This is a genomic window from Ferdinandcohnia sp. Marseille-Q9671 (assembly GCF_976954385.1).
The window spans coordinates 1216425-1234860 of the sequence record NZ_CDRJTA010000001.1 but is presented as its reverse complement, the minus strand read 5'-3'; the positions used below and the strand labels follow the sequence as shown (position 1 = coordinate 1234860).

The 18436-nt window shown below is 36.4% G+C and carries 21 protein-coding genes and 1 pseudogene; 12 read left to right on the top strand and 10 right to left on the bottom strand.

What is annotated here, in order from left to right:
• Positions 1-158: 158 nt before the first annotated feature.
• Positions 159-782 (top strand): 3'-5' exonuclease KapD, encoded by a 624-nt coding sequence (gene kapD, locus ACWNMY_RS06355; protein ID WP_449537401.1) that lies wholly within the window; start codon positions 159-161, stop codon positions 780-782.
• Between the two features lie 363 nt (positions 783-1145).
• Entirely contained in the window at positions 1146-2474 is a 1329-nt protein-coding gene (locus ACWNMY_RS06350) for a LysM peptidoglycan-binding domain-containing protein (protein WP_449537400.1), read from the top strand.
• A 63-nt stretch (positions 2475-2537) separates the two neighbouring features.
• Here the strand turns inward: ACWNMY_RS06350 and ACWNMY_RS06345 are convergent, their stop codons facing one another.
• Positions 2538-2924: a kinase-associated lipoprotein B gene (locus ACWNMY_RS06345; RefSeq protein WP_449537399.1), complete on the bottom strand. Its 387-nt coding sequence runs from the start codon at positions 2922-2924 to the stop codon at positions 2538-2540.
• Positions 2925-3079: 155 nt separating this feature from the next.
• Between ACWNMY_RS06345 and ACWNMY_RS06340 the strand changes: the two genes are divergently transcribed.
• Positions 3080-3289, top strand: coding sequence for a hypothetical protein (locus ACWNMY_RS06340; protein WP_449537398.1), 210 nt, complete (start codon positions 3080-3082; stop codon positions 3287-3289).
• A 20-nt stretch (positions 3290-3309) separates the two neighbouring features.
• The gene (locus tag ACWNMY_RS06335) at positions 3310-3570 is read left to right on the top strand and encodes a DUF1871 family protein (RefSeq protein ID WP_449537397.1); all 261 of its coding nucleotides are present in this window, start codon (positions 3310-3312) and stop codon (positions 3568-3570) included.
• A 144-nt stretch (positions 3571-3714) separates the two neighbouring features.
• Here ACWNMY_RS06335 and ACWNMY_RS06330 read toward each other — a convergent pair whose 3' ends face one another.
• Positions 3715-4518 carry an alpha/beta fold hydrolase gene (locus ACWNMY_RS06330; RefSeq protein WP_449537396.1) on the bottom strand — a complete coding sequence of 268 codons (804 nt, stop codon included), beginning with the start codon at positions 4516-4518 and terminating at the stop codon, positions 3715-3717.
• Between the two features lie 288 nt (positions 4519-4806).
• Between ACWNMY_RS06330 and ACWNMY_RS06325 the strand changes: the two genes are divergently transcribed.
• The 5 genes from ACWNMY_RS06325 to ACWNMY_RS06305 all read left to right on the top strand — a co-directional run bounded on the left by ACWNMY_RS06325 (position 4807) and on the right by ACWNMY_RS06305 (position 10133).
• Entirely contained in the window at positions 4807-5307 is a 501-nt protein-coding gene (locus ACWNMY_RS06325) for an Lrp/AsnC family transcriptional regulator (protein WP_449537395.1), read from the top strand.
• Complete coding sequence (locus tag ACWNMY_RS06320; RefSeq protein WP_449537394.1) at positions 5304-6476, top strand: aminotransferase; 1173 nt, start codon at positions 5304-5306, stop codon at positions 6474-6476. Before ACWNMY_RS06325 ends, ACWNMY_RS06320 begins: the two co-directional genes overlap by 4 nt.
• Before the next feature lie 179 nt (positions 6477-6655).
• Positions 6656-7051: a S1 domain-containing post-transcriptional regulator GSP13 gene (gene yugI, locus ACWNMY_RS06315; protein WP_449537393.1), complete on the top strand. Its 396-nt coding sequence runs from the start codon at positions 6656-6658 to the stop codon at positions 7049-7051.
• A gap of 119 nt (positions 7052-7170) precedes the next feature.
• Complete coding sequence (locus tag ACWNMY_RS06310) at positions 7171-8334, top strand: iron-containing alcohol dehydrogenase (RefSeq protein WP_449537392.1); 1164 nt, start codon at positions 7171-7173, stop codon at positions 8332-8334.
• Positions 8335-8786: 452 nt separating this feature from the next.
• A complete protein-coding gene (locus ACWNMY_RS06305; protein WP_449537391.1) occupies positions 8787-10133 on the top strand; it encodes a glucose-6-phosphate isomerase in 1347 nt (448 codons plus the stop codon).
• Positions 10134-10169: 36 nt separating this feature from the next.
• Here ACWNMY_RS06305 and ACWNMY_RS06300 read toward each other — a convergent pair.
• Both ACWNMY_RS06300 and ACWNMY_RS06295 read right to left on the bottom strand, forming a co-directional pair.
• Positions 10170-11177: pseudogene (locus tag ACWNMY_RS06300) on the bottom strand (potassium channel family protein); the annotation flags it as partial.
• A gap of 21 nt (positions 11178-11198) precedes the next feature.
• Positions 11199-11453 (bottom strand): atypical membrane-integrating protein (Mistic protein), encoded by a 255-nt coding sequence (locus ACWNMY_RS06295; protein WP_449537390.1) that lies wholly within the window; start codon positions 11451-11453, stop codon positions 11199-11201.
• 138 nt (positions 11454-11591) lie between these two features.
• Between ACWNMY_RS06295 and ACWNMY_RS06290 the strand changes: the two genes are divergently transcribed.
• Positions 11592-11771, top strand: a complete 180-nt coding sequence (locus tag ACWNMY_RS06290) for an H-type small acid-soluble spore protein (RefSeq protein ID WP_449537389.1) — start codon at positions 11592-11594, stop codon at positions 11769-11771.
• Positions 11772-12246: 475 nt separating this feature from the next.
• Here the strand turns inward: ACWNMY_RS06290 and ACWNMY_RS06285 are convergent, their stop codons facing one another.
• From ACWNMY_RS06285 to istA, 3 genes are read right to left on the bottom strand one after another with little or no spacing between them, the layout of a single operon-like run.
• On the bottom strand, positions 12247-12555 hold the full coding sequence (locus ACWNMY_RS06285; RefSeq protein ID WP_449536318.1) for a hypothetical protein: 309 nt from the start codon (positions 12553-12555) through the stop codon (positions 12247-12249).
• A gap of 1 nt (position 12556) precedes the next feature.
• Positions 12557-13324 carry an IS21-like element helper ATPase IstB gene (gene istB / locus ACWNMY_RS06280; RefSeq protein ID WP_440274940.1) on the bottom strand — a complete coding sequence of 256 codons (768 nt, stop codon included), beginning with the start codon at positions 13322-13324 and terminating at the stop codon, positions 12557-12559.
• Complete coding sequence (gene istA / locus ACWNMY_RS06275; RefSeq protein ID WP_449536317.1) at positions 13317-14606, bottom strand: IS21 family transposase; 1290 nt, start codon at positions 14604-14606, stop codon at positions 13317-13319. The genes istB and istA overlap by 8 nt, the downstream gene beginning before the upstream one ends.
• Before the next feature lie 212 nt (positions 14607-14818).
• Here istA and ACWNMY_RS06270 point away from each other — a divergent pair, with 212 nt between their 5' ends.
• Positions 14819-14974 carry a DUF2639 domain-containing protein gene (locus ACWNMY_RS06270; RefSeq protein WP_449537388.1) on the top strand — a complete coding sequence of 52 codons (156 nt, stop codon included), beginning with the start codon at positions 14819-14821 and terminating at the stop codon, positions 14972-14974.
• 90 nt (positions 14975-15064) lie between these two features.
• A complete protein-coding gene (locus ACWNMY_RS06265) occupies positions 15065-15781 on the top strand; it encodes a CBS domain-containing protein (RefSeq protein ID WP_449537387.1) in 717 nt (238 codons plus the stop codon).
• Between the two features lie 256 nt (positions 15782-16037).
• On the opposite strand, the gene ACWNMY_RS06260 is transcribed toward ACWNMY_RS06265, so the two are convergent.
• The 3 genes from ACWNMY_RS06260 to ACWNMY_RS06250 all read right to left on the bottom strand — a co-directional run bounded on the left by ACWNMY_RS06260 (position 16038) and on the right by ACWNMY_RS06250 (position 18427).
• The gene (locus tag ACWNMY_RS06260) at positions 16038-16718 is read right to left on the bottom strand and encodes an SIMPL domain-containing protein (protein WP_449537386.1); all 681 of its coding nucleotides are present in this window, start codon (positions 16716-16718) and stop codon (positions 16038-16040) included.
• A 116-nt stretch (positions 16719-16834) separates the two neighbouring features.
• The gene (locus ACWNMY_RS06255) at positions 16835-17596 is read right to left on the bottom strand and encodes a CPBP family intramembrane glutamic endopeptidase (protein WP_449537385.1); all 762 of its coding nucleotides are present in this window, start codon (positions 17594-17596) and stop codon (positions 16835-16837) included.
• 132 nt (positions 17597-17728) lie between these two features.
• Positions 17729-18427, bottom strand: coding sequence for a glucosaminidase domain-containing protein (locus tag ACWNMY_RS06250; protein ID WP_449537384.1), 699 nt, complete (start codon positions 18425-18427; stop codon positions 17729-17731).
• Positions 18428-18436: the final 9 nt, after the last annotated feature.

Genomic DNA, 18436 nt, shown 5'->3' with positions numbered 1-18436 from the left:
ACAAAAAGCGTGCTATAATATATAAAATGATGTTCGTCAAGTGGTGAAATAGTTCTGTTTCATACTTATGATATGTAAGCGAAAAGAGCAGCTGAAAGAGGATGATGATTGCTCATTGTTTTGCTTTTACAAAGTAATATGAAAAGGAGGTTAAGGGAGTGAATGATCAACATCAATATTTGTTTATAGACTTTGAATTTACAATGCCTGAGGGTAAATACAACCCACAAGGATTTTACCCCGAAATAATCGAAGTTGGTCTCGTATCCGTTAAAAATCAAAAAATAATTGACCAATACTCATCATATGTAAAACCAATTAAATTTCCAAAATTAACAGAACGATGCAAATCCTTCTTAAATATTTCTCAAGAACAAGTGGACAACGGTATCCCCTTTTCCCAACTTGTCAAGATGCTATCTAATTATGAGACTATCGTTCCAAGCACTATTGTTACTTGGGGGAATATGGATATGAAAGTCCTTCGCCATAATTGTCAAAGTGCTGGTATAATATTCCCTTTTAAAGGGAAGCAACGGGATTTGTCGATGGAGTATAAACGCTTCTTTGGGGACCAAAATCAGACAGGTCTATGGAAGGCTGTCCAGGAATATGGAAAAGAAGGGACGGGCAAGCATCACTGTGCCCTAGATGATGCGCTCACAACTTTTAATATCTTCAAATTAGTGGAAAATGATAAACGTTATTTAGCTAAACCAGAGCCAACAACAATTGGAGACAGAGTTGATTTCTCAAAGGTATTAAATAAATTCGCTTTATAAGCAACCAATTCGCTACAATAGTGAATTGGTTTTATTTAACTTATTCAACAGAAGTCCCTCGCTTCTATAAGTGGAAAATGAATGATAAAAGTAATTCTAAGTGGGGTTCAAACCCGGACTGAATAAAGCAAGCCTCCGGCAGATACCACAGATTTTTTAGAGTAAGTTTTTCGAGTATAGGACCGAAGACTAAGAACGCCTCATCCTATGGCAACGTCTTCATGACCCACATCGTGTGGGCCTAAAAAATCTGGGCGCAATTACGCCAAGGCGCATTTGATTACTAAAGACAACTTTTAACAAATAAAAGAAACAATAATCGCATCCCGATAGGATATCCTAACGTAAAAAGGAGGGATGCTTATGTTTATTGGCCACAAGATAGAAAATAATCAAACAATTACATTATTTATTGACCCTCAATTACATGAATTTTCAAGTGAACTAGGAGAGCAGGATCATGGCAAAAAGCTCCATTTAAACGAAAGTATTCGAATGTACCTTAAAGAAAAGGTACCCAATCTTCATCCCAATGTCGTGAAAGTGGTGCTTGGTTCAATTGTAATTGCCTCAGTATCTTTAGTGGGGGGACATAATACGTCCTCGGTAGAGGCTGCCAGTAACAGCCAGGTAGATAATCAAACGAGAGTAACACATACCGTAGTCAACGGAGATACATTGTATGGATTGGCAAGGCAATATAATTTAACCGTTCCTCAGCTTAAACAGCTTAACCATCTCACTGGTGATATGATATATCCCGGACAAACACTCGTTGTTAGCGAAACAGTGCCTGAAAAAACGACATCTTCATATACTGTAAATCGTGGCGACACGCTTTATTCAATTGCTAATGCCTATAATATGAGTGTCGACCAATTAAAACAATTGAATAATTTAACATCTAACACCCTTCAAGTAGGAGAATCTCTGCAGGTATTAGGTCCGGTACAACAGTCCACTCAAGTACAAGGGCAGACTTATGTTGTACAAGCAGGGGATTCATTATATTCCATCGCACAACGTTCGAATACAACTGTGGATCAGATAATGAAGAATAATAACCTATCTTCAGCAACCATTTATGTTGGTCAGACTCTAAAGCTTGGAGAAACAACAATATCCCCAGGTCAAAACGTAGCAGGTGCTACATATACAGTTAAGGCTGGTGATACCTTATATGGTATTGCAAGAGCTACTAATATGAGCGTTACAGAACTAAAAAGTTTAAATAATCTAACTACCAATACACTTGCAATTGGACAAGTTCTAAAGGTTAATGGAAATTCTCAGACCGAGTCAGGAGTACAAAATCGCGAGCAAGTCCTTCAAGCATTGGTACAAGATTCTTTTAATTTTGTCGGAGTTCCGTATCGATGGGGAGGAACCACAACAGCTGGATTCGATTGCTCTGGCTTTGTTTCCTTTATGCATTCACGCCATGGAATTGATATACCTCGAACTACCTCAGCAAGTTATTATAATATGGGGACACCCGTTTCTAAGGCTAATCTTCAACCAGGAGATCTTGTATTTTTTGCAGTAAATGACACAGGTAGAATATCACATGTTGGTTTTTACGTTGGAAACAATGAATTTATATCTGCAACGTCCTCTAAAGGGATTGACGTTGTTTCAATGGACAATTCGTATTGGTCCAAATATTATGTGGGGGCAAAACGAGTATATTAAAAGAAAAACCTACGGAAACAACAACTTCCGTAGGTTCGTTATGGTTATAAATATCAACTTGTATTATTTAAAATAATCCTTCTCTAATACCTTCATATTTTCTAAGCTTCGCATTGCCCATTCTGTTCCCTCGTCTTCTAACTCTTGTTTAATGCGATCTACAGCCTCTCTTAAAGAAACCTTGTATTCAGGAATATCATCAGAATAAATTCTCACCATCTTTTTGGGCACGTTCGTTTGCTCATTAAATGCTAGCGCTCTTCGTTCCTGAAAGAGAGGAACATTTACATCCTTTGGTGAATGAATATCACCCTGCATTGGGTGTTTAAGAACAGACTTTACCTTCACTAGATAATGCTCGGGCTTAGTAGCAGTAATCTCTCCTATGTATTTTCCCGTTTTATAAATACCAGTTACAATGTCGCCTATGTTAAATTCAGTTTGTGTCAATTCTAGCACCCCTTTGTAAAATGTTCTTGGACGATATAACAGAGTTTTACTACGACCATTATAACTGACCCAACTTGAACAAGCATCTATAACACTCACTTTTGTTTGTGTTATAATGATACGAGTTACGAATTTGGTTTGAAAGGTGTGTAAACATGCTGCTAATTTCGGTATTAAACCTGTTTCTATATTTTCCTGAAGATAAGTCAGAATACATTCCGGCTGGAATAACAAGTATTGTATTTGTCATTTTCGCTTTTTTAGCCTTCCGTTTGTTTATCAAGCTTTCAAAAAAAGAACAAGCAAAAGCTGAGGAACTAGAGAGACAAATTTTAGAACAAGAAAAAAATAATATAACCAAGTAAGGTTTTCATAAGGTGATTGTATGGAAAATCAAAATGCAAATTTGCAAATCATGATAGTTCTTCAAGAGTGGGATCCACTAGGTTACGGTATAGGTTTCTATGAGACTGAGGCTGTAGATATTTTGCAGGCTACTCATCAAATTAATGATCCTACTAAATTAGCTAGAAAAATCCAAGCTATTTTTGAATTTTCCTTCGAGGAAATTATCCCATTAAAAGAATGTGAAACGATGGCTGTTACATTATTATCAATTAAAAATAATGCGACATGTGAATTATAATATCATGATAAAAGATGGGACTAGCTATCCCATCTTTTTTTAACTTGATCAAAGTCTAAGAGCGCCACCTCCTGTGACAACGCCTTTGTGACCCACACCATGTAGGCAAAAAAATGCGCTCAAATACATCAAAAGCGCATTTGATTAAATAAACTCCGAAATATAGGCAGACACGCTCTCCGGACATTCCTCAGGTACTAAATGTCCCGCATCCTTTATTGAAATAAATGTTGAGTTTGGTAAATCGTGATGAAGTCTTTTTCCAACAGAAATGGGGACAACACGATCTTTTTCCCCCCAGATTAGTAAGATAGGATGTTTGATGTTCTTTAATTCCTCACTTGGTAAATCACCCTCTCGATGACGAATCATTCTTGTTAACGCCATGAAAATACGATTATCTGAAAAAGGCTCCATATATCCGTCAATCATCTCTTGATCGATTAGGGTATGGTTGTTGACGACATTTTTTAAGTTATGTGTTACACCTTGTTTTGCAAGTTTTCTTTTCACAATGAAATGGAAATAAGGAAGATACGACGAGTAGATCAAAGACCTTGGCATTCGTTTCAAATAACCTGAACTACACAGTAATACAACTCTATTCACGAGCGTTGGTTCTTGTTTTGCAATGTACAAACAAATTTGCCCCCCCATTGAATGACCTACTACGTTTATAGTAGTAAATTGAAAGGAACGGATTAAGTTGCATACAACTGATGCTATGTTTGTATATGAGTAGGTAAACCGAGTTGATTTTTCACTCTTTCCAAAAGGTGGAATATCAACTGAAAGGATTGTGTACTTCTCTTTCAAAAAGGGTATTAGCCTGCGGAAGCTAAAAGAAGAAGAAAGAAATCCATGTAATAAAACGAGAACAGGCTTATCAGAATCCTGTTGATATAATTCATAATGAAGATGTATTCCGTTAATTTGTATTGTATTCATTACTGAAAAATCCACATCCTGTATAAAAGCATTATCCCTATTTTTACCAAACCCCTCCGAAAAACACATCAGTTTTAAAGAAATTAAAAATTTTTTCAATATACGATTCATATCTCTGGTATAATAATTGAAATAATTCAATAACTTTATTCAGTGATGACTGAATGATTATTTTCATTTTTTTGAATAAAGTAGCTTTGGCAAATGTCACTGATTTTCAAAGTGGAAAATTGGGCACAATGACGCCAGGGCGCATTTGATTAAACAAATTTTCTAGGAGTGACCTATATGCAGTTACAGGAAAATGAAATAGAAATATTAGAGATAATTGAAAATAATGGACGACTCCCTGTAGAAACAATTGCAAAATTAGTCGGCAAAACTATCGAAGAAGTACAAGGCATTATTCATAAACTTGAAGAGCAAAAAATTATAGTGGAATATAACACGATAGTTGACTGGAGGAAAGTTGAAGGTCATGAGGGTGTAACAGCTATGATAGATGTTAAAGTAACCCCAAAAAGAGGCGTTGGATTTGATGAAATTGCCAAACGAATTTATCGCTTTAAGGAAGTGAAGTCTGTTTATTTAATGTCAGGTGCATATGATTTGTCGGTTGTTATCGAGGGAAAAACAATGTCAGAGGTAGGAACATTTGTATCTCAAAAGCTCTCAACTCTTGATTCTGTCCTTTCTACAACGACTCATTTTATTTTGAAGAAATATAAGCACGATGGGACTATTTTTGATCAAGGTGACGATGACAAACGGATTGTGGTGACACCATGACCTCTCACTACCTTTCTAAAAAAGTACAAGAATTGAAGCCTTCTGGAATTCGCCGATTTTTTGATTTAGCGGTGACGATGGAGGGGGTTATCTCATTAGGTGTAGGTGAGCCTGATTTCGTTACACCATGGTCAATTAGAGAAGCAAGTATCCAGTCTATAGAAAGTGGAATAACGTCTTATACTGGAAATGCAGGATTACTTGAATTGCGTCAAGAAATTGCTTCTTACTTAAAAAGATCATTCCAAATAGACTATTCTCCTGAAAAGGATATTATCGTGACAGTAGGGGGAAGTCAGGCTATCGATTTAGCCATACGGTCAATAATTGACCCCGGTGATGAGGTTATTATTGTAGAACCAACCTTCGTAGCATATAGTCCAATCGTTTCACTGGCTGGTGGAATCCCCGTTCCAGTACATACAAAAAGTGAGAATGAGTTTAAACTCCAGCCGGATGAAATTGAAAAAGTAGTTACTGATCGTACAAAAGCGATAATCATTTGTTCTCCAAATAATCCAACAGGTACTATGCTGGATAAGAGTGAACTTGAGGCGATTGCAAAAATAGTAGAAAAATATGATTTACTTGTGATTTCAGATGAAATCTATGCAGAGCTTTCTTATGAAGATACATACACGAGTTTTTCGAGTATACCCGGTATGTTTGAACGAACAGTCCTTGTGTCAGGTTTCTCAAAGGGTTTTGCAATGACAGGATGGCGGTTAGGCTATGCTGCAGCCCCAACTGTTATCGCAGAAGCTATGCTGAAAATTCACCAATATACAATGATGTGTGCTTCCACAATGGCTCAATACGGAGCAATTGAAGCACTTCGTAACGGCCTATCTGAAGTTGAATATATGAGAAAAAGCTATCGACAGCGAAGAAACTTCTTTGTGACTTCGCTACAAGAAATTGGGTTACCTTGTCATCTTCCGGGAGGTGCTTTCTATGCCTTCCCATCTGTTAAACAAACAGGTTTGACATCAGAAGAGTTTGCCCATCGTTTGCTTATGGAGGAAAAAGTTGCAGTTGTTCCTGGGAATGTATTTGGAGAAAGTGGAGAAGGCTTTATCCGCTGTTCGTATGCATCTTCTCTTGAACAGCTACAAGAGGCAGTCAAGCGTATGGGTAGATTTTTAACGAATAACAACCTTGTTGGATAACGTATTTATTGGAAGTTTACTAAATGATTGATAAATATTACCTGCTTCATATTTTCTTCTGTTTATGGTAAATCTAATATTGAAAAATGAATCCTTTTTGTATATATTGCTTTTTTGTGATATAATTTTATATTGCGTATGTAAAAGGTATATAAATTTAGTTTTAGGAGTTGGGTACCATGACAGAAACATTTGAAGTAGGAAGTGTCGTTAAAGGTAAAATTACAGGAATTCAGCCTTACGGAGCTTTTGTTGCTTTAGACGAAAATACACAAGGTTTAGTTCATATTTCAGAGGTAACACATGGCTTTGTTAAGGATATTAATGAGCATGTTAAGGTTGGCGATGAGGTTGAAGTAAAAATCTTATCTATTGATGAAGCAGCGGGTAAAATCGGTTTATCAATTCGTGCTACACAAGAAGCACCAGAAAAGCCAGCAGCTGCACCTAGAGCGACAGCAAAGCCTAAAAAGCGTCAAGCTCAAGCACAACAAACAAACAATGAATCTCCTCAAGGGTTTAATACTTTAAAAGACAAGCTTGAAGAGTGGATTGAACAATCTAATTTTAACTAATAACTACTAAGAAGAGGCGATTTGTAATTGCCTCTTTTTCTTCTCTTAAGAATGCCTAGGAGAATGGTAGGGATACTATATAGAGGCTAATCTACATAACTTTTTCGGGAGGCGTATTTATGCAAAACTTTACATATTATAATCCAACCAAACTTATTTTTGGGAAAGGGCAGTTGGAGGAGCTTAAGAATGAGATTCCGCAATACGGTAAAAAGGTGTTACTTGTATACGGCGGCGGTAGTATTAAAAGAAACGGCTTGTATGATCAAGTAAGTAGCATACTTGGTGAAATGGGTGCAGAGGTATACGAACTTCCAGGTGTTGAACCAAATCCTCGTTTGTCTACAGTGCGAAAAGGAATCGATATTTGCCAAAGTGAAGGGATTGAATTTTTACTAGCAGTTGGTGGTGGGAGTGTCATTGACTGTACAAAAGCAATTGCTGCTGGTGCTAAATACGATGGAGACGTATGGGATTTCATGACTCGCAAAGCAGTAGCAACAGCTGCCCTTCCTTTAGGGACTGTGTTAACGATCGCTGCAACAGGTTCAGAAATGAATGCTGGATCTGTTATTACAAATTGGGAAACAAATGAAAAATATGGATGGGGAAGTCCTGCTGTATTTCCAAAGTTCTCAATTTTAGACCCAGTTTATACGTATAGTCTTCCAAAGGACCAGACAGTGTATGGAATGGTGGATATGATGTCCCATGTATTTGAACATTATTTTCACCATGAGGCAAACACACTCACCCAGGACCAATGGTGTGAATCCATTCTACGCACGGTTATCGAAACAGCTCCAAAGTTACTAAATGATTTAGAGAATTACGATTACAGAGCAACTATTATGCTGAATGGAACCCTTGCACTAAATGGTATGTTAAATATGGGATATAGTGGTGATTGGGCAACACATAATATCGAACACGCTGTTTCTGCCGTGTATGATATCCCACATGGTGGTGGACTTGCCATTATCTTTCCAAATTGGATGAAACATACTCTTGATGAAAATGTAGGTCGCTACAAACAAATGGCAGTTCGAGTATTCAATGTTTCCACGGAAGGGAAAGAGGATCGCGATGTTGCACTCGAAGGCATTGAAAAACTCAGGGAGTTTTGGAATAGTATTGGTGCACCGTCTAGACTAGCTGATTATGGCATTGGTGAAGAAAACCTTGAACTAATGGCAGACAAAACAGTTGTGTATGGTGAGTTTGGTAGATTTAAGCAACTTACTAAACGAGATTCTCTTGAAATTCTACGTGCATCTTTATAAAAATAATCAACCCAGCTTCCTTTTTTATAAGGGTGGCTGGGTTTTTCCGTTATATTACCTATCACGCTAAATACATTTTTTCATTTATGAACATACTACAACCATAATATATAACCATACATAACAATTGACACATACTCTATAAGGAACTAGAAACGGTTACGAATTCAAGTCCTTATCCTCAAGAAAGTAGTTGTAGAATGATCTCCTATAGATAGTAAATTGTCAAACATAGTGAATGTTAATGGCTATACAGATGATATGGCGAAATGTGGAATTCTTATTTTGGAAATAGGTATGCCTATCTAGATGCAAAATTTGTAATAAAATGACGATTTTAAAAAACTTTTAATTGGTTGCGCTTACAGCAATTAAGCGGTCTTGATTTCATGGATAAGTTTGGTTACAGTTGAAAAGAGATTTCGAAAATACAGGGTGGAGGTAGTGGAAAAATGACACATGTAAGTTTTGACTATTCAAAGGCGTTATCTTTTATCGGAGAACATGAAGTTACATATCTACGTGATGCAGTAAAGGTCGCTCACCATTCAATACATGAAAAAACAGGCGCAGGTAGTGATTTCTTAGGTTGGGTTGATCTTCCAACAGATTATGATAAAGAAGAATTCTCACGCATTGTAACAAGTGCTGAAAAAATCAAATCAGATTCTGATATTTTACTTGTAATTGGAATTGGCGGTTCTTATTTAGGTGCAAAGGCTGCGATTGATTGGTTAAATCATTCTTTTTATAATTCATTAACGAAGGAACAGCGTAAGACTCCACAAATTGTATTTGTTGGTAACAGTATTAGTTCTACATATATGAAGGACCTCATGGATTTACTAGAAGGGAAAGACTTTTCTCTAAACGTTATTTCTAAGTCTGGAACAACTACAGAGCCAGCACTTGCTTTCCGTATTTTCCGTAAGCTGTTAGTAGAAAAATACGGAGTAGAAGAGGCACGTAAGCGAATCTATGCAACTACAGATAAAGCTCGTGGCGCATTAAAAACACTAGCAACTGAGGAAGGCTACGAATCATTTGTGATACCTGATGATGTTGGTGGCAGATATTCTGTATTAACTGCCGTTGGTTTACTACCAATTGCTGTTAGCGGTGCGAACATCGAAGAAATGATGCAGGGTGCACAGGCAGCTAGTGTTGATTTTTCTAAATCTGAACTCGAAGAAAACCCAGCTTACCAGTATGCTGCCGTTCGTAATGCGCTCTATAATAAAGGAAAAACGATTGAAATGCTAATAAATTATGAACCAGGACTTCAATATTTTTCTGAATGGTGGAAGCAATTATTTGGAGAAAGTGAAGGGAAGGACCAAAAAGGAATTTTCCCATCATCTGCAAACTTCTCGACTGACCTTCATTCACTTGGCCAATATGTGCAAGAAGGTAGACGTGATTTATTTGAAACAGTGATCAATATCGAAACATCACGTCATGAGTTAATCGTTGAGGCAGAAGACAGTGATTTAGATGGACTAAATTACTTAGCTGGAAAATCAGTGGATTTCGTAAATAAGAAGGCATTTCAAGGAACTATGCTAGCACATACAGATGGTGGCGTACCAAACCTAATTGTCAATGTTCCGCAAATGGACGAGTATTCATTTGGTTATCTTGTTTACTTCTTCGAAAAAGCTTGTGCAATGAGTGGGTATTTATTAGGAGTTAATCCATTTGACCAACCAGGTGTTGAAGCATACAAAGTAAATATGTTTGCACTATTAGGTAAACCTGGATACGAAGAAAAGAAAGCAGAACTAGAAAAAAGATTATAATGCATATTAGAAGGGATTCCTAGAAATGGAATCCCTTTAACTTTTAATAATGAGAACTTGATCATGTTTTCGAATCTCAAGTGCAAGTGGTGGATTGATTGTAATTTCTTCCTCACGTTTTATCCCAATTAGAATTTTCCCCTCTTTTAACAGTGCTTCACTTGACCTTTGGAAGGTCATGCCAATTAAATCAAAGGTTACATCTAAGAATTGTAGTTTACAGCCTTTTAGATCTACTAGCATGGCAAGTAGAGCATCAGAAACTCCGTGTGAGAGAAGGCTATTTACCATAACCAAGCTAGAAATCCTGTTCGTTTGGATAATTTCGTCTGCACCACCGCGCTTTGCATTTTGTAGCTGGTGAATGGTGAGGATTTCTACAATCGTATAGATTGTTGGGTTTAAGCCTTTTACTGCCAGTAGCGTAAGGATTGTAATCATGTCAGCTTGAACTTCGTCTTTACCTTGATCTGCTGTGATAAGGACCATTTCAGCTTCGTGTATATTTGCTTTTTTTAGTGTCTCATCACGAGTAGGGTTCCCTTTTATGAAATGAAAGTGGTTTCCAGGCATAGGATTTTTTTCTAATGATTCATCGATTAAGATAATATCCTTTGTAGAACCAGGTGTTTGTAGGAGAGAAATGGTTTCTCTAACACGTTCGTTCCAACCGATTATGATAATATGTCTTTTTCCTAGAAAATCAGATGTTCCTTCAAGGTAGGCGTTTTGATTCACAAAGGTAGATGTGGAAATTGCCGCAAAATACCTTGTTACTAATCCTACTCCTATAAATATGAGTAATATTCCTACAATTCTTCCAAAGAAGGAAGCGGGAGCATAGTCCCCGTAACCAACTGTAGCTGCCGTTACGATTGCCCACCAGATACCATCGAATATAGTAGGAAAGCTTTCCGGCTCTATTAAATAAATGAGGACACCAAAGATTGACACAACTGCTAATACAAATCCAATTAATTTTGCAAATAGGAAACGTTTAAAGAAAGACGATAAAATACTAGATAACAAACGCGTGCCACTCCTTTCGTAAAGATGAAGATGGTATCATTCTTTTTTGTTTTCATCTTTCGGTAGAAAGGCAAAAATCTCTTTTATAATCGTATTTATTCGACGTGTTATTTCTTCTTCGCCAAAGGTTTCTTTGGCTTTTTCAATTGCCTCGATGACTTCTTGATCGAATTCAATAATCGGCTTATCCTCTTCGGCATCATTGTAAAGCTGAATAACGACGTCTAGGCCTTCATTTAATTTATCGATTGAATCACTAAGTGACTTTTTATCAGTCTCATTTAACTTCATGATATAACTCCTCTTTTTTAGTACCTTCCTTTATAGTGTGTACAAAAAGCTAGCTGTGATTGCATAAATTTCCTGTTAATAAAGAAACTATTGAAGGGAATGATTCTACTACTAATAGATAAAAGGAGTGAAAAAAGAATGGATATTCGGAGAGCGAAGCAGATATTATCTTCTCCAAATGATGTGACTGTACATTATCAAGGGACTTCTGTTTGGATTGACAGCTGTGACGAGCAGGGAAATATGTGTACGGTACACTTAAGAGAGAGAGCAGATGAGAAAAATGTTGTGCCTGTATCAGAATTAGAAGAAATCTAGAATCAAGCTCCCTAGCAAGTATAGCGGGGAGCTTAATCAATCCCAAAATCCACTAATGAACTTTTGAAATATGTCCGAGCTAAAGTAAAAGAATGAGCTAAGAAATAAAGCAATTACAATTCCTGTAATCAGCCAACTTACTGTCTCCTTCTTCAAACAATCACCTCTGTTACATACTATTTCCAACACACTATATTTTTATCATATACAAAAGCCCTCTAGGTATTCCTAGAGGGCTTTTGACTATATAAAAATAAGATAAGGGGCAAGAAAAAAATGCCTCCAATTATGAGAGAGTAATTAGAGGCAAGAGAGAAATGAAATCTTCAAAGAATTAGACGCATCAAATTAGTATAAATGTCAATGATAAAATGTACATTTTCGCTCGTTTAAGGATGTACAATTTTGCTTCTCAACTATTTTTATGAATCCTCCCCAAGCAGTCGTTAATCAGGATAGGGGAGGATTTATTAATTCAAAAAATCTCTAGTTTACCTTCTAAACGTTCTTTCTCCTTTTTTAATAATGATAATTCACATTTCAGTTCGTTTATTTCATCTAATAATCTTGCGATTTTCGTCTTATCATCTATTCCATTCTCACATGCTGTACCTTTCCATCTGCACCATTCATTAAAATCGTAAAGATCATCCTCAGACACTTGAAAATTAAATATTTTGGTATCGGGAGTAGTTTCTAGCCATTCCTCAACCAACCTCTCATCACATTTTAATCCGTATGAGCGAAAGAACTTTATAGTTTCTGTTAACACCAATGCATTCATTTCATCGATCTCCTTGTTTGCTGTTTTCTTTATCGAAATGGTTTTTTAGACGGTATGAATCTCCGATAATATTCACCACTGTTGCGTGATGGAGGACACGATCTAAAATCGCATTGGCTATTTTGGGGTCTTGAAATATCTCACCCCAGGTTTTAAAACTAGCGTTCGTTGTTAAAATGGTACTTTTCTGCTCATACCGCAAGTCAATCAACTGAAAAAACAACTTGGCATCTTCTGCATCAATAGGCAAATAACCAATCTCATCGATGATAAGCAGCTTATATTTCGCATAATGTTTAAGTCTATTTTCCAGGCGGTTTTCAAGTTTTGCTCTTTTTAGATTCATGATTAAATCATTACACTTTATAAAATACGTACTCGTCCTTTTCTTGGCAGCTGCTATTCCAATAGAGGTCGCCAAATGGGTTTTCCCAACTCCACTTGTGCCTAAGAAAACGATGTTTTCTTTTTGCTCAATAAACCGTAAGGTGGAGAAATCCAATATCTGCTGTTTATTAATTGAAGGCTGAAAATCAAAATCAAAGTCTTTAATTTCTTTGAAATGTGGAAAGGCACCTACCTTTACCATTGATTTCACCATGTTTATTTCTTTCATATCAATTTCATAGTCCGTAAGTTTGAGTAGTGTATCCGTAAATGACAATTGATTTTTAGTCATAAAATCAATTGTGTCATCAAGATGAGCTATCATTTGTTTCAACTTTAAATACTCTAAATTTTGTACTAGCTTGCTATAACTACTATTCATTTTTATACACCTCATTAATCGCCTCTAAATTTTTCCTTGCTAGCTCCTCAATATTGGTCGAAGAAGGAAGCCCTCTAGCCAATGCATCAACATAATGTTCAGGTTTGTAATTAAGTTTTTGATGGCTAATAGGGTGTTGGACAATTAAATCCGTGTTATAATAAACAAAGATATGGTTATCATATACTTGTAAACTAAGAGTTTTTCCTATGTATCCAGGTGGGACTGAATACTGATTGGACTTGAAAGTGATCATATTTGATGTATTCACTTTCGCAGGTATATGGTCAATTTTATAGAAATCTCTTATTCTCTTTTGTGGTAATTGGGATAAGAGGTTTCTTTCTTTTTTTAGTGCTAATATTGGTATTTTTCCTGTACCCTGGTGGTAACTATTATTTATACGATTACATAACTTTTGTATAAATTGATGTAGTTCTTCATAATCAAATTTTCCTTGATAAGCATGAATTTCATCAAGAAATTTCATTGGGGCTTCCACTTTTGCTTTGGTTCTTGGTCTTCCAGCTATACAAGGCCTTACTTCAAATCCCATATCCTTTGAGAATTGATAAAACCGTTCATTCACTTTTCCTTTTTGATACTCTGTTCGTGCTTCATCCATGACCGTCTTCATGTTATCCGTTACAATCGTTTTTGGAACACCCCCAAATACCTCAAAACTTTCCGTAATAAATGACAGTAACACACTTTGTGATTTTGAGATTGATAGATTAAATGTTCGAAACCTTGAATGGGCGAGTAAAAGTACACAAACATTTATATACAAAATCTCCCCATCTTTAGTGATGTATCGAATATTTTCCTTCCAATCCAACTGGGCTTGTTCACCTGGTGGAGTTTCAAATCGAATTACTTCGCTGTTGGAACTCTTTCGATTTCCTGAATCAAAATAACTTTGGAATTCAGGTATGCTTGATATGTACGCTCGAAATGTGGATTGACCACACATTAATCCATGATTATCCTGTAGGTATTGCCATAAAACTCGTTTATAATAAAATACTTGTTTTGACTCCTCCGAAAGAAGTAGCTTTATAATTTCATAATAATCATCAATCTTTGATGACCTATCTCGATTCTTTTTAGGCAGATAACCATTAAGATATTTTTCAATCGTCCTCCGATCAACTCCCATATCTCGAGCTAATTTACTCTTATTAACTTTCATGTTTAAGCTCTCCATTAACATTTTTAATTTCGGTAAATCTAATAGACTATTAATTTCTATGTCAGTATTAATATTTATCTGCATATGCATGATATTCCCCTCCAAGAATATTATGCAGATAATTCGTCAAAAGTGTACATATTTAAACAATCACTTTTGTACATTCTTAGGTTAGCATTTATAATTAGAAATCGTTTCACTTATTTTTTAAAAAAATTAAGGAGTTCTAATACCACCATAGTCATTCTTTCCATATTCCCAGCATACATTTAGGACAAGCGAGAAAAGAGGGGGAGTAGAAAATGGCATATCCAGGATCAAAGGGTTGGTATATTAAGCTACTAAAGGAAAAGGGAATTCATCAACATCCGGTTGAACGAAAAAAGCTCGAGACATACAAAACATACATCCTACGAAAACTATATTTTGATTTAGTTGAAGATAAAGAAAATAAATAAGTGTAACTAAAAAAAAGTAGCCATTTGGCTACTTTTTTTGCCCTACTTTATTCGTAGTAACTTATACTACTAATAGGGGGGAGTACAGAAATGGAAGCAATAGAAATAGAGTTATCAGTGCGGTTTGAAGTAGCCTTCAATCGTATTCATAAGGCTTTGAGTAAAATGGTAAAAAATGTGAATGGTGATATTTTTAGTCAGTTGGTAACACATGGTGCAAAAAGGCATGCAATTATCCGTTCTTATAAAGATGAGCTCTATCAATTTGCAAAGCTTCGAAATGCAATTGTTCATGAAAAACTACGAGCGGATTTTTATATTGCGGAGCCTCATAGAGAGGTTGTCGAACGGATTGAGGAAATTGCTGCTCTATTGGAAATGCCTCGAACAGCCCTATCTTTTTCCAATGGCCCTGTTGTTTATTTTAATTTTCAATCCTCTATTAAGGATGTCGTGCTTGCTATACAAACTAATACTTATACAAAGTTCCCAATATATAAAAATGGCTCATGCATTGGTATCTTAACTTCGGGAGCAATTCTAAAATGGATGGCCAAGCGTTTATCACAGGAAACCATAGAACTAAGAGATATTCGAGTAGGTGAAATAATTCCCTATGAGACAAAGCATTTGATTGATTTTGTAGATAAAGATAGAGAAATTTTTGAAGTAGAAGAAATGTTTGAAAAACGCCATGCACATGGCAAAAAACTCGAGGCTGTCATTATCACGGCAAATGGGAAGATGGATGGAAAGCCTTTAGGTATCATTACGTCTTGGGATTTAATCGAGCTTGATTATATGTAAATGAAAAAGGCCCTACTTTGTGCCTTAGACTGTTGACAAACTCTTGCATACTGCGTTGCTTGCCTCTCTCGTCTGGCTCATAAGGTAACTTTAATTCGCGTCTTCGATCGACTGCGCGCCTTGTCTGACAAGTGTTTTCAAGACAGTCTGGGGAAAGTAATTTATTTTTAGAAGTACTGTGAAAAATCGTGTAGACAAAGTCAATACTGACTTTGTCTACACTCTGAGGCAGCGCTATTTTGTGCCTTTTTACAACTTAGATCATAAAAATAAATGTGGCTTCAATTCTAGCGCTTATGGTTAATTCTCCAGGTTGAAGAGGTGTATCAGCTTCACTCTTAGCAAACATTGCCGTTTGAAATGGGATTGGGGGAGATTGTTGAGAGAGTTCCTGCATATGAATAGGAGTTTCTTGGAGTTGTACTCTTACGTTATTTGCGATGGTACGAGCCTTTGCCTGAGCATCCTGTACAGCATCTCCTAGTGCTCTCGCATAATAAGCTTGTGGACTTTGGATGGTAAAGTCAATACTAGTAACCGTATTCGCGCTATTTTGAACAGCTGTATCAACAATGCCTCCGGCGGCTTCGATTGGCACACCCGAAATTTGGATCATATGAGTAACTCGATAACCTTTTAGGGTTTGTGTTGAATTTTCGTAGTCATAGATAATATCTATTCGAAAATCTACAGTCTTGATTTGCTCATTTGGGATTCCTGCGGCTATAAGAGCATCAATCACCTTTTTAGTGATTTCGTTATTCTGCTCCTGCGCAATTGTAACGGTAGTATTTTCTGTAATGACACCTAAGGTGATGGTTGCTGAATCGGGAACAGCCTTTACAGTTCCTTCTCCAATCACCTTAATTCTGTTTTGGATAGCGTTGTTACCCCTTGTTGGAACCGTACGATTCACCCAGGGTTCATAATAGTACATGATAGAGCTCCTTCCTAAAGAAATCGTTTGTGTAGTATATTAGGTTTGAATGTGATGGGTGTAAAAATTTACTAAACAAACAAGCGGAAAAGCCCACGAAGACTCGTGAGCGTATACTATACCGCGTTTTTTCTAATAATTGGTCCAAAAATTACGTGCAAAAATATATCCCCAGTAAAATGAGAAATCATTGCAACCTCGATTCCATATTTCCAATATAATAATCCAAACATGATTCCAGGAATCGTATTAAGGACTATGGTTCGAATAATTACCAGTTTCGTTTTTCCAAATAACGAAATAGCTGCAGGTAAATGTCCGATACCAAAGAGGAGCGCTGCAAATAGTATTCCTATCCAATAGGCGAAATTTTCAACACCTAAAAGTTTCGAAATATATACAACCAAGGTCATTATAAAGAGTCGCGTTAAAACTTCCTCTGATATGCCTCCGTAAAAGGAAGCTAGAAGTGCCTGTAGTTTTGAGGGTTCATCCATTTGAACCTTTGGCATTTTCTTCATGAACAAGAAATCCAATACGATAAGTATGACGGACACAACAAAACCAATTACAATACTAAACAAGATCGTGTCCAAAATGGAGTACGGAATAGGGGTACGATGTAACAGGTAATCAATTAACCACCAATGTAGATCAACTTTTGGAGCTAAAAGGGTTCCAACAAATGCAGATATGCCTAACAAAACAACACTTTGAACGATACTAAGTAGAGCGAGTACCGGAGTCGGGGGAATCTTTTTCGTAGGATTGTTTTTTGCATCTTCCTCCATTTTTCCTTTTAACATTTTAAATTGATACGGCATAACCGCGATAGCCCCAATCGTTGCAGCTAGCCAAAAGATAAAAAACACCGTCATTCTTATCACCCTTATCTTTACATTTCATTTTTGAATTACAAATTTAATACGAATAATATTATGAAAAAGTTCACTGCCACTAAAAATATTTGTGATTAATACAAAAAAAGGTACCTCAAATTGAGATACCTTTTATAATGTCTGTTTTTCCTTTACATCGTTCATAATTGATACTATATTTTTTACCCAGTGATTATTTAAACCGGTCGCATCATTTGAAGCTTCATTAGGTGCGTAGGTAGATTGGATTTCACTAATGGTATTTTTTCCATTCTCCACATAGTATTTCTTTAAATAGATAGCTTTAAAACGAATGCTATCTTCGGTAGAAAGGAATTTTTGCCACTTCGTTCCACCTGCCACTAACTCTTCACAACCTGGATTAGGATAGTCCTCACCGAAGATATCTTGATAAATATCTGGCATACAAGTAATCCCACCAATATTATTCCATGGAGACTCTGCGATATCTGAATTGCCCCATCCAGTTTCTTGTGCAGCTAATGCAGCTAAAAATACTGGATCAATCTCATGCTCTTCACCAGATTTTACAAACTTAGTTCCTAAGCCCTTTAGATTTCCCTTTAGATGTTCGTCAAGTTCAGGGCCGGTAATTGTATTTTCTTGCTTTATATTATAATTTTTAGAAGCCATCTGAACAGGCTCTATATGTTGTTCTTTTTGATTGGATTCTTCTTTAGCTGCTTTTTGGGCATATTCGTCCTTTTTCTCTATCGTTTTGGCATCTGAGGGATGCTGTGTAACGAAGATACTTACTCCAATAATGAATAGAAAACCGGTTAAATAGAGAAGGGTTCGTTTCTTTTTCATGGTATCCTA